At 63.5% G+C, this 11,837-nt stretch carries 10 protein-coding genes; 4 read left to right on the forward strand and 6 right to left on the reverse strand.

The genetic code is table 11. The features are described from left to right. Window positions 1-190: 190 nt before the first annotated feature. A complete protein-coding gene (locus ACH2DG_RS09615; protein WP_395025749.1) occupies window positions 191-1,009 on the forward strand; it encodes a TlpA family protein disulfide reductase in 819 nt (272 codons plus the stop codon). Between the two features lie 30 nt (window positions 1,010-1,039). Here ACH2DG_RS09615 and ACH2DG_RS09620 read toward each other — a convergent pair whose 3' ends face one another. The 6 genes from ACH2DG_RS09620 to ACH2DG_RS09645 all read right to left on the reverse strand — a co-directional run bounded on the left by ACH2DG_RS09620 (window position 1,040) and on the right by ACH2DG_RS09645 (window position 8,061). Beyond that, window positions 1,040-2,545 carry a class I adenylate-forming enzyme family protein gene (locus tag ACH2DG_RS09620; protein WP_395025751.1) on the reverse strand — a complete coding sequence of 502 codons (1,506 nt, stop codon included), beginning with the start codon at window positions 2,543-2,545 and terminating at the stop codon, window positions 1,040-1,042. An 82-nt stretch (window positions 2,546-2,627) separates the two neighbouring features. Then, a complete protein-coding gene (locus ACH2DG_RS09625; protein WP_395025752.1) occupies window positions 2,628-3,614 on the reverse strand; it encodes a Bug family tripartite tricarboxylate transporter substrate binding protein in 987 nt (328 codons plus the stop codon). A gap of 99 nt (window positions 3,615-3,713) precedes the next feature. Next, window positions 3,714-4,910, reverse strand: coding sequence for an acetyl-CoA C-acetyltransferase (locus ACH2DG_RS09630; protein ID WP_395025754.1), 1,197 nt, complete (start codon window positions 4,908-4,910; stop codon window positions 3,714-3,716). 25 nt (window positions 4,911-4,935) lie between these two features. Further along, window positions 4,936-6,201, reverse strand: coding sequence for an acetyl-CoA hydrolase/transferase family protein (locus ACH2DG_RS09635; RefSeq protein ID WP_395025755.1), 1,266 nt, complete (start codon window positions 6,199-6,201; stop codon window positions 4,936-4,938). Continuing rightward, complete coding sequence (locus ACH2DG_RS09640) at window positions 6,201-7,082, reverse strand: MaoC/PaaZ C-terminal domain-containing protein (RefSeq protein WP_395025756.1); 882 nt, start codon at window positions 7,080-7,082, stop codon at window positions 6,201-6,203. Before ACH2DG_RS09640 ends, ACH2DG_RS09635 begins: the two co-directional genes overlap by 1 nt. Before the next feature lie 73 nt (window positions 7,083-7,155). After that, window positions 7,156-8,061 (reverse strand): SDR family oxidoreductase, encoded by a 906-nt coding sequence (locus ACH2DG_RS09645; RefSeq protein ID WP_395025817.1) that lies wholly within the window; start codon window positions 8,059-8,061, stop codon window positions 7,156-7,158. A gap of 303 nt (window positions 8,062-8,364) precedes the next feature. On the opposite strand from ACH2DG_RS09645, the gene ACH2DG_RS09650 reads away from it, so the two are divergent. From ACH2DG_RS09650 to ACH2DG_RS09660, 3 genes are all read left to right on the forward strand, one after another. After that, window positions 8,365-9,258, forward strand: a complete 894-nt coding sequence (locus tag ACH2DG_RS09650) for a MaoC family dehydratase N-terminal domain-containing protein (protein WP_395025757.1) — start codon at window positions 8,365-8,367, stop codon at window positions 9,256-9,258. A gap of 90 nt (window positions 9,259-9,348) precedes the next feature. Beyond that, complete coding sequence (locus ACH2DG_RS09655) at window positions 9,349-10,515, forward strand: acyl-CoA dehydrogenase family protein (RefSeq protein WP_395025758.1); 1,167 nt, start codon at window positions 9,349-9,351, stop codon at window positions 10,513-10,515. Between the two features lie 120 nt (window positions 10,516-10,635). After that, entirely contained in the window at window positions 10,636-11,817 is a 1,182-nt protein-coding gene (locus ACH2DG_RS09660) for a CaiB/BaiF CoA transferase family protein (protein ID WP_395025759.1), read from the forward strand. The last annotated feature ends 20 nt before the right edge of the window (window positions 11,818-11,837 follow it).

Below are 11,837 nucleotides of genomic sequence, written 5' to 3' on the forward strand. Positions count from 1 at the left end.
CTGCCCGCTGCTTGGGCGAATGAGTCCGCACACGATATACGGCCGCCGAGCATGGTGAAATCCTGGGGCAGCAGCTACCCGCGCTGCCCTTGCGGGGAACCAATGGCGGGCCGGGCACTCTGACAGCAGATACACAGGTGCTGCAGATGACCTCTGCAGCCCTTTTTTTCTGACTGGAAAGAGAACATTCATGAGTGCCAGTTTGCAGGTTGGGCCGTTTGCACTGCCCTGGGGTTTGCTGGTCTTGCTGCTGGCGTTTCTGGCGGCTGACCAGTTGTATACGCGTTGGGCGCGCAAGCGAGGTTTGACCGTCGCACCCCACGTCTGGCTGTTGCCGCTATTGGCCCTGGTGGCTGCGCGCGCAGGTTTTGTGGCGCGGTATGCCGATGAGTACCTGGCGCAGCCGCTATCCATCATCAATATCCGTGACGGTGGCTGGGAGCCCTGGGCCGCGTTGGCAGTGGCGGTCGTATACATCTGGTGGCTGTGGCTGCGCAAGCAGGCCGTCTTTCAGCCATTGGCCGGTGCTGCGGCGCTGTTTGGCGCATTGTGGCTGGGTGGCAATGCACTGGTGCAGCAATTGTCGGGCAGCGACAAGGCCCTGCCAGCGCTGCAATTGGTAGCGCTGGATGCGAAGACACATGCACTCGATCAGTTCAAGGGCAAGCCAGCGGTGATCAATCTGTGGGCCAGTTGGTGCACACCCTGCGTGCGCGAAATGCCGGCGCTGCTCGAAGCACAGCGCCGGTATCCGCAGGTGCAGTTCCTGTGGGTCAACCAGCAGGAAAAGCCCGAGGTGGCGTTGGCTGCCGCACGCGGCTTTGGCCTGCCGGATGCACAAGTGCTGTTGGATCCGAGAAATGCCATGACCGAGGTGGCTGGCAGCCGCGCGCTGCCGACGACCCTGTTCTACGATGCCAACGGCCAGTTGCAGGGCATGCGCGTGGGCGAGCTGTCGACAGCAAGCCTGAATGAGTTCATGGAAAAAATAGCATCCTCGCCCCACTAGAAAGCACTGAATGCTATTGTTTTGATAGTATCAGGATGATTCCAAGCGAGCCTGCAGTTCGCGCTTCATGACCTTGCCGTTGGCGTTGACGGGCAGGTCGTCGATGACAATGATGCGCGCAGGCCGCTTGTAGGGCGCCAGGTGTTCGCGCAGGTGCGCCTGCAGCGCATCGGCATCTGGCGGATGCCTGGCATCCTGCACGATGAAAGCGATCACCGCCTCGTTACCGTCAGCCTCTTTCTGGCCCACCACGGCAGCGCGCTGGATACCGGGGAAGCTGTGCAGCGCATGCTCGACCTCGCTGGGGTAGACGTTGAAGCCCGAGCGGATGATCATCTCCTTGAGGCGCCCCACCACAAACAGCGCGCCATCGGCGTGCAGCTCGCCCAGGTCGCCCGTGGCGTACCAGCCGCCGTCGCGCAGTGCGGTCGCCGTGGCCTCGGCATCGCGGAAATAGCCGGGCATCAGACCCGTGCCGCGAACCCATATTTCGCCCCGCTCACCGCATGGCTGGGTGGCACCGGTGTTCGGGTCCACAATCTTCAGCTCGGCCCCTTCGATGCAATAGCCTGCGCTGGTATCGCTGCGGGTTTCTTCCATGCGTGTCAGGTGCAGCGAGCCCGCGTATTCGCTCATGGCGTAACCATGGTGCAGTGTCTGGCCGAATAGCGCTTCGACTTTCTGCTTGAGGGCCAGATCGAGCGGCCCTGCCCCGGTGTACAGATAACGCAGCTGGGGAGCTGCGGGGCGGGTGATTCCCTGCTGCTCGCAATACTGCAGCAGGCGTGCAAACAGGGTGGGCGGGCCTTGCAGCTGGGTGATACCGTGGTGGGCCAGTGCGTCGATCAGGTCGGCGGGCTCGAACTGGCTGCGCATCTCCAGCGCCGCACCCGCATGCAGTGATGCCAGCAGCACGGTGCCCAGGCCGAAGATATGCGTCATCGGCACAAAGGCGTAGACCTTGTCCTGTGGCCCCAACTGACGCGACTGCGCTGACACGCGCGCGAAATGCGCCACGCCTCGGTGGCTCATCATCACGCCCTTGGGCGCACCAGTGGTGCCGGACGTGAAGATGATAGCCGCCACCGGGTTGCCCATCGGCTCGGGCTCGGGCCGGGCATCGGCAAACACGGCGCTGTGCGCCAGACCCGGCACGCAGGAAGGCGTAACGCCAAAGCGTTCGCCATGCGCAGCCGCGGCCTTGGAGACTCCGTCGGTGAAGTAGATGATGCGGGCATCGGCCTTGTCGGCAAAGGCGCGCACCTCACCTGGCGCCATGCGCGCATTCACGCCGCAGGCCCAGGCACCCACGCGGCTGGCGGCCAGCAGCAGGGCGGCATGTTCGGGGCAGTTTTCGGCTACGACCAGCACGCGGTCGCCGGGGCGCACCTGCTGGCTCCTCAGCTCGGCTTCGAGCGCGTCCACCAGCTGGCCGAGATCGGCGTAGCTCAGGACGCGATCGGGCAGATGGATAAAAGGGCGGTCGGGCGCCTCCTGCAGCCAGCGCTCCAGCAGTTCGTGAATACGGTCAACCATCGGTTCTTCTCATTTCTCTCAGCGTCTGCAAGGGGCCGCACGGCCCGCAATTGAAAGCACGACAGTGCCCTGCAAAGCGTAATCAGTCAATCACAATGCCCTGGGTCACGGTGGACCACATCTGGCGCTCCTGCGCGGCTCGTTCGGCCAGCCTTTCGGGGCTGCCCACCCACTCGTCATAGCCCAGATCCTTGTACTTGGCCTTGAGCTCGGGCTGCGCCAGCGCTGCGTTGATGGACTTGTTGAGCCTGGCGGTCAGATCGGCGGGCATGTTCTTGGGGCCATACACCCCGTACCAGCCGCCCACATCAAAGCCTTTGAGACCCTCGATGCCGCTTTCGGCAAACGTGGGAACGTTGGGGAGCGAGGGGTTGCGCTGCGGCGAGGTGACGGCAATGGCGCGCACCTTGCCGCTGTGGATGTAGGTGCTGGCGGTGCTGATGATGTCGAGCATCATGTTGATCTGGCCGCCGATGACGTCGGTCATCGCCGGGGCATTGCCTTTGTAGGGCACATGGTTCATCTCGATGCCGCTGCGCTTGGCAAACAGCAGCGCGCCCAGGTGGTTGGAGCCGCCAACGCCGGCCGACGCATAGTTGAGCTTGCCGGGGTGGGCCTTGGCGTACGCGACCAGCTCCTGCGTATTCTTGAAAGGCTGGTCATTGTTGACGACGAGCACATTGTAGTAGCTCAGCACCGGCGCAATGGGAGTCAGATCCTTGGCAGGATCGAACTGCATCTTGCTCATCACATTGGGGCTGATGGTGATGGTGGGGCTGGCGGCAAACCACAGGGTCAGGCCGTCAGGCTTGGCGCGCACCACTTCGCTGCCTGCCAGGGTCGCGTTGGCGCCGGTCTTGTTTTCGACGACCACGGTCTGACCGAGCTCCTTGGACAGCGCAATGGCAAAAAGGCGAGCCCCCTGGTCCACCGGACCTCCCGCAGAGTAGCCCACGAGCAAGCGCACAGGCGCCCCCGAGCCTTGGGCATGCGCAGAGCCGCAGACGGTAAATGCCGCACAGGCGATTGCGGTAGCAGCCAGCAGGCTGCGGCGAGTGAAAGTGGTCATGTCTTGTCTCCTAAAGTCTGCTCCATCGTGCAGTGCTGGTATTGCACCGGGCCTTGAACGCTGGTGTGTTTTGCGGAAAAAGCGCGCTGCGCCGCAGGGTCAATACCGCTCGAACACGGCGGCAATGCCCTGGCCGCCGCCGATGCACATGGTCTCGAGCCCGTAGCGGCCCTTGCGGCGTTCCAGCTCGTGCAGCAAGGTAGCCAGAATGCGCACACCGGTGGCACCGATGGGGTGGCCCAGCGAGATGCCTGAGCCATTCACGTTCAGGCGTTCGGGGTCATCCCATTCCAGGCCTTGGAGCACGGCCAGCACCTGGCAGGCAAAGGCTTCGTTGATCTCGACCAGGTCCATGTCGTGCATGGACAGCCCCAATTTGGCCAGCAGTTTCTTGACGGCAGGCACCGGGCCAATGCCCATGCGCGATGGCTCGCAACCTGCGGCGGCCCAGCCTACCAGGCTGGCCATGGGGGTCAGGTTCAGTTCGCGGAGCTTGTCTTCCGCCACAATGAGGCAGGCCGCAGAGGCATCATTCTGCTGACTGGCATTGCCCGCAGTGACGGTGCCGCCCTTCATCAGCGCACGCAGTTTGCCCAGGCTGTCCATCAATGCGTCTGCACGGAAACCCTCATCGCATTCAAACAGCTTAGGGTCGCCTTTTTTTTGCGGAACGCTCACGGGTACCACCTCGGCGTTGAAGCGGCCCGCTTCCCAGGCGGCAGCGGCGCGCTGGTGGCTGCGCACCGCAAATGCATCGGCAGCTTCCCGGCTGATGCCATAGTCGCGCGCCAGATTTTCGGCGGTCTCGATCATGCCGGAGATGGCACCAAAGCGCTCCACTGGCTGCGAGCGCTCGCGTCCCCGGTCGAGGCGGTCGTACATGGTCACATTGCCCGCGCGCTTGCCCCAGCGCAGGTCGGTGGTGTAGTACTCGATATTGCTCATGCTTTCCACACCACCCGCAATCACCACATCGGCAGCGCCACTCTGCACCATCATGCAGGCGGTTACCACGGCTTGCAGGCCGCCGCCGCACCGGCGGTCCAACTGCATGCCCGGCACCTCCACCGGCAGGCCTGCCTGCAATGCGGCCCAGCGGCCCACGCAGGGCGTTTCGCTGCTGGCGTACGACTGGGCAAACACCACGTCATCGATACGGCTGGGGTCGATGCCGCTTCTGTTCACCACGGCGCGTACCGTGGTGGCGGCCAGCTCTTCCACTGATACGGGGCGCAGACTGCCGCCGTAGGTGCCAACGGGGGTTCGCAAGGGGGTCACGATGGCTGCTCTGCGCATGCTTGTCTCCTCAATTCTGATAGCGTTAGGCGGAATACTGTCGAGCGCTGGCGCTCAATGTGTCTCTGTGTTCTGGCGCTGCAATGGCGAGCATGGCCTGCATGCGCCCGGAAAGGCTCAGGCCGCGCAGGTCGGCCACGCCATGTTCGGTGACGATCAGGCCGGCATCGGCGCGTGGCGTCGATACCGGGCCGGACAGCCGAGCGACGATGCGCGACTGCCCACGTGCAGTGGCAGGCAGCGCCACGATCGGCAACCCGCCGGGGCTGATGGCGGCGGCGCGCAGGAAATCCATGGCGCCGCCCACGGCTCCCAGGTACTGGCCAGCCACCACCTCGGCGTTGATCTGGCCGGTCAGGTCCACCTCGATCGCGGCGTTGATGGCCACCAGCTTGTTGACCTGCCCCAGCACGCGGGCGCTGTGGGTGTAGTCGGTGCCGGCAATGCGCAGTGCGGGGTTGCGGTGGGCCCAGCGGCGGGTGCGCGCGGTCCCCATCAGCAGCCCGGTCACACTCACACCGGCGTCGATGCCCTTGTTGGCGTTGGTGATGACGCCAGCCTCGGCCAGATCCGCCGCGCGGTCACCGAGGGTGCCGCTATGCAGGCCCAGGTTGCGGTGCCCGTGCAGCGCCTGCAGTACCGCATCGGGCAGGTTGCCAATGCCCAGCTGCAAGGTGGAGCCATCTTCGATGCGGCCGGCGATATGCCGGGCAATGGCGGCTTCGGCCTCGCCGGATCTGCCTGCGGGCACGTCCACCACGGGCTGGTCGCTCTGCACCCAGGCATCAATCTCATCAAGGCGCAGCGTGGCGCCATGCACCCAGGGTACATCGGCATTGACTTCGGCAATCACGCAGCGGGCACTGCGCATGGCTGCAGCCATATAGTCGTGTGCCAGTCCCAGGCTGCATTCGCCAGCTTCGTTGGGGGGCGATACCTGCACAAATACGACGTCCACCGCAATGCGGCGGCTGGCGATCAGAAAGGGAATCTGCGAGTAGTGGCAGGGCACGGGATCGAGCACGCCCGCCATGCCCAGAGTGCGGTGCGAGCCGCCTGCGGCATAGCCTGTCATGTCGATGGCATCGGCATGCGCAGGCTGCAGGGTGGCGCTACCGCCAATACCCAGAAACACCCGTGTGCGGGCAAAGCGATGGCGCTGTGCCACATAGGCCTGCATCAGCGACAGCGGCTCGGCGGCCGACTGTCCCCAGACGATGGTGTCGCCCGCGCGGATGAACTGCGCCAGGTCCAAATCTGCCAGCGCGATCTGGCGGCCTTGGGTGGGCATCAGGCCACGCTGCCATTGCCATGGCTGAGCACAACGATGTTGCGCTCCACCACCAGCGCGCGGAACTGCAGTGACTTGCCGTTCTGCCAGATCTCGGTGCGCAGTGTCTCGCCCGGATAGACGGGGGATGAGAAGCGTGCATGGATGCTGCGCAACTGGCTGGCATCGCCTCCGCAGGCTGTCATCACCAGGGCGTGGCCGACCATGCCGTAGGTGGCCAGGCCGTGCAGAATGGGTTTTTCAAAGCCGGCGGCCTGGGCTACGCGGGGATCGGCATGCAACGGGTTGTAGTCGCCCATCAGGCGATAGAGCAGGGCCGCTTCGGGGCGGATGCGGTGCTCGAATGTCCACTGGGGAGCGGTATCGGGCGTGGCCGCAAGGGCGGGCAGCGATTCGTCGCTGGGCTGGCCGCCCTGCGCCTGGCTGTAGCCGCCGTCACCACGGCAGAAGGTGACCTGCTCCAGCGTGGCGTAGAGTGTGCCGTCCTCGCCTTCGAGGCTGCGCTCGCTCACGACGATGGCGCCCTTGCCAGCGCCCTTGTCGATGATGCGTGTGACCCGCGTCTTGCCTACCACCTTGGCTTCCACCGGTACGGGCTGGTGGATGGTGGTGCGCTGCTCGCCATGCACCAGCCTGACCCAGTCGATGCCGCTGTCCTCCTGCTTCATCCAGAAGCCGGGGTAGCCCAGTACCGAGCTCATCGTGGGCAGGGCTTGAAGTGGCTGGTCCATGCCTTCGTACACCAGCGGTAGATTCGCGGCGTCGAGCGGGTGGTTGCCAACGCCCAGGCTCAGTGCGTAGAGCATGGTGTCGCGCTGGGTGTAGTGTTGGCGCACCGGCTCGAACGCCCGGTTCTTGAGTTGCTGGTAGTGGATGGCCATGGTGCTTGTCTCTCTGGTTGTTATGGTGCGCCACACCGGCGGGCACGGTGCAGCGTCGCTGGAGCGATGGGGCTCAGATCGGGTCCCAGCTGAAGACTTCCGGCGAGCGCTCCATGGGCACAAAGGACGATTTCAGCGCAGGTATGGCGTGGCTGGCGATGTCTTCGGGTGTCCAGCCCTCGCCCTGGTGCACCGAGCGCAGCGGGCGTGGCTGGCTCATCAGGAAGATTTCGTTATTGCGCACCGCAAACACCTGCGCGTTCACGTCCCTGGCCTGGTCGCTCAGCAGGTATACAGCCAGCGGCGCGATCTTGTTGGGCGTCATCTGCTTCAACTTGTCCACACGGGCCTGCTGCTCTGGCGTGTCGGTGGGGATCGAGCCGATCATGCGGCTCCAGGCAAAGGGCGAGATGCAATTGCTGCGCACGTTGAACTTGGCCATGTCGAGCGCAATACTCTTGGACAGTGCCACGATGCCCAGCTTGGCGGCTGCATAGTTGGACTGCCCCAGGTTGCCGATGAGACCCGAGGTGGACGTCATGTGCACCATGGCGCCGCTTTCCTGTTCCTTGAAGTGGTTGGCCGCAGCGCGTGCCACGTAGTAGCTGCCGTACAGGTGCACCTTGATCACGGCGTCCCATTCATCGACGCTCATCTTGTGAAAGAAGCGGTCGCGCAGTATGCCGGCGTTGTTGACGATGCCGTCCACCCTGCCAAAGGTGTCGACCGCGCACTGCACGATGCGGGCTGCGGCGTTGGCATCGGAGACGCTGTCGGTGTTGGCCACGGCCTCGCCACCAGCAGCCTTGATCTCGTTGACCACCTTTTGCGCGGGGCCGTCGTCATGGCCTTCGCCACTGGTCGAGGTGCCGATGTCGTTGATCACGACCTTCGCGCCTTCCTTGGCCATGGCCAGCGCCATATCGCGGCCAATGCCGCCGCCGGAGCCGGTGACGATGACGACTTTGCCTTCGAGCATTTGGGACATGTCTGTTTTCCTTGGATCTGTGTTTATGGAGTGCCTCCGAGGATGCTCTCCAAAAACCAGCTTGCCAATTCGCAAATCCAGAGGAAGCCCTTAGGCAAACTGAAACCGTGGACTCGAAAATGGGCACTCCATCGCACGTACCCAGGTCGCAGTTGGCCTTCAAGAAAGACTCCTTCGGTGCGTATGGGCAGCTTGCTGCGGTATGCGGGCTAACCCTTCGTCTTCGTGGCCGCAAAAGGATGCGTTCCAATTTCTGTGATTGCTTTGGCCCGCAGAGCCTGCCACAGTGCCACCATGTCGCAAACCCTCTCATCCGCTGCCGCGCTGACGCCTGCGCAGGTGGCGCACCTGCAAAGCTGGATTGGTAAATCCGAATCCCTGCACGACCTGATTGCTGCCGTACCGGTGGCTGGCCTGTCGGCCACCCTGGACCGCGATGATGCGATGCCCCAGGCCGGCGACGCCCTGCCACCACTGTGGCATTGGGCGAATTTTCTGCCCATGGCCCGACAAAGCCTGCTCGGGCCCGACGGTCATCCGGCACGCGGCGGTTTTCTGCCACCGGTGCCGCTGCCGCGCCGCATGTGGGCGGGCGGGCGCCTGCACTGGAATGCGGACAATCCGATCCAGATTGGCCAGAACGTGGAGCGCATCTCGCGCATTGCGTCGGTGGACCACAAGGTGGGCCGCTCCGGGGAGTTGCTGTTCGTGCTGGTGAAGCACGAATACCGCAACGAGCGCGGTGTGGCACTGACCGAAACGCATGACATCGTCTACCGCGCAGCGGCACTGCCGACCGATCCTGTGCCGCAACCTACCGCTGCCGAAACCGTGGCGGCCTGGAAGCGCGAGGTCAACGCCGATCCGGTGATGCTGTTCCGCTATTCGGCGCTCACCTTCAACGGCCACCGCATCCATTACGACCGCTCCTATGTGACGCAGGAGGAAGGCTACCCCGGCCTCATCGTGCATGGCCCGCTGATTGCAACCCTGCTGGTCGATCTGCTGCGCCGCAATGCGCCTGACGCCGTATTGACTTATTTTTCATTCAAGGCGGTCCGCCCGACCTTTGACCTGCACCCCTTCACCGTGCTGGGCCAGCCGCAGCCCGATGGCAAGACCATCAAGCTGTGGGCGCATGACCACGAAGGCTGGCTCACCATGCAGGCGACCGCCACGGTCCGCTGACGAAGATGCTTCGCAAACACTCCTGAAAAAAGAGCTGCCAGCGCTTGCTGGTAGAGCTCAGAAGGCCTTTTGATTCACAAGATTGATTCCATGATCGAACACACCAGCTCCAACAATTTTCACGAAATCCGCGATGCCATCCGTGCGCTGTGTGCTGAGTTTCCCGATGAATATTTCCGCAAGGTGGACGAGGCGCGCGCCTACCCAGAGGCGTTTGTGGACGCACTCACCAAGGCGGGCTGGCTGGCGGCGCTGATTCCGCAGGAATACGGCGGCTCGGGCCTGGGCCTCACCGAGGCCTCGGTCATCATGGAAGAGATCAACCGCTGTGGCGGCAACTCGGGTGCGTGTCACGGCCAGATGTACAACATGGGCACCTTGCTGCGCCACGGCAGCGCTGCGCAGAAGGAGAAGTACCTGCCCAAGATTGCCAGCGGTGAATGGCGTCTGCAATCGATGGGTGTGACCGAGCCCACCACCGGCACCGACACCACCAAGATCAAGACCACGGCGGTGAAGAAGGGCGACAAGTACGTCATCAACGGCCAGAAGGTGTGGATCAGCCGCATCCAGCACAGCGACTTCATGATCCTGCTGGCGCGCACCACGCCGCTGGCCGAGGTCAGGAAGAAGAGCGAGGGCATGTCGATCTTCATGGTGGACCTGCGCGAGGCCGAGAAGAAGGGCCTGACGGTGCGCCCGATCCTGAACATGGTCAACCACGAGACCAACGAGCTGTTCTTCGAGAACCTGGAGATCCCCGAAGAGAACCTGATCGGGGAAGAAGGCAAGGGCTTCAAGTACATCCTCGATGGTCTGAATGCCGAGCGCACCTTGATCGCCGCCGAGTGCATTGGCGATGGCTACTGGTTCCTCGATCGCGTAACCAAGTATGTAAGCGAGCGCGAGGTGTTTGGCCGCCCGATTGGCCAGAACCAGGGCGTGCAGTTCCCGATTGCCGATGCCTTCATCGAGGTGGAAGCTGCCAACCTGATGCGCTGGAGGGCTTGCGAGCTGTTCGACCAGCACGAACCCATGGGCGCACAGGCCAACATGGCCAAGTACCTGGCAGCCAAGGCGAGCTGGGAGGCAGCCAATGCCTGCCTGCAGTTCCATGGTGGTTTTGGCTTTGCCTGCGAATACGACGTGGAACGCAAGTTCCGCGAGACGCGCCTGTACCAGGTAGCGCCGATTTCGACCAACCTGATTTACTCGTATGTGGCCGAGCACATCCTGGGCCTGCCACGTTCGTTCTGATTTAAAAAAGTGAGCTGATTGCGCGCACCACACAAGCATTTCAAACGAATTTTGTACTGAAATTCTTGTGAGACCAGTGCCGCTGTCTATTCAATGGACACTGAATCAAGAAACCCCGCCATGACACGACCTTTGGATGGGATCACCGTCGTCTCGCTGGAACACGCGGTTGCAGCGCCTTTCTGTGCGCGCCAGCTGGCCGACCTGGGCGCCCGCGTCATCAAGGTGGAGCGGCCCGGCAGCGGCGATTTTGCACGCGGCTATGACAGCCGGGTGCGCGGCCAGTCATCGCACTTCACCTGGCTCAACCGCAACAAGGAGAGCCTGGCGCTCGATCTGAAGGACGCGGCGTCGCTCGCCGCGCTGAAACAACTGCTGGGCACGGCCGATGTACTACTGCAGAACCTGGCGCCCGGCGCGGCCGCGCGCATGGGGCTGTCGTACGAGGCGCTGCATGCCGAGTTTCCGCAACTCATCGTCTGCGACATCAGCGGTTATGGCGAAGACGGTCCCTACCGCGACAAGAAGGCCTATGACCTGCTGATCCAGAGCGAGGCGGGGTTTCTCTCCGTTACCGGCACACCCGAGACGCCGAGCAAATCAGGTATCTCGGTGGCTGATATCGCCGCTGGCATGTACGCCTACACCAACATCCTGTCCGCCTTGCTGCTGCGGGGCAAGACGGGCGAGGGCAGCCACATCGACGTATCCATGCTCGAAGCGCTGGGCGAATGGATGGGCTACCCGCTGTACTACGCGTTCGAAGGCGCTGCGCCGCCGCCGCGCACCGGCGCATCGCACGCCAGCATCTACCCCTACGGCCCGTTTGTGGCGGGCGATGGTGGCACGGTGATGCTGGGTTTGCAGAACGAGCGCGAATGGAAGATTTTCTGCGGCCAGGTGCTGCTGGCGCCGCAACTGGCCACCGATCCGCGCTTTGACAGCAATGCGCGGCGCAATACCAATCGCGATGCTTTGCAGGCCGAGATTCTGCGCATCTTCGGCGCCCTCAAGGCGAATGAGGTGGTGCAGCGGCTGGACGATGCCGGTATCGCCAACGCACACGTCAACGACATGGCTGGCCTGTGGACGCACCCGCAGCTCATCGCCCGCCAGCGCTTTGCCGATGTGGCAACACCTGTGGGCGCTGTGCCCGCCTTGCTGCCGCCCGGCCGCAACAACCAGTACAGCTACCGCATGGACCCGGTGCCTGCAGTAGGCGAACACACCGCAGCGATTCTGCAGGAGCTGCAATTGACCCCCGATGCGCTGGCCGCAGTGCACAAGGCATCCGGCATCTGATGCCCCGTTGGAGAGACAAG

Source organism: Comamonas odontotermitis (genome assembly GCF_040396735.1).
Classification (GTDB): domain Bacteria; phylum Pseudomonadota; class Gammaproteobacteria; order Burkholderiales; family Burkholderiaceae_C; genus Comamonas; species Comamonas odontotermitis_C.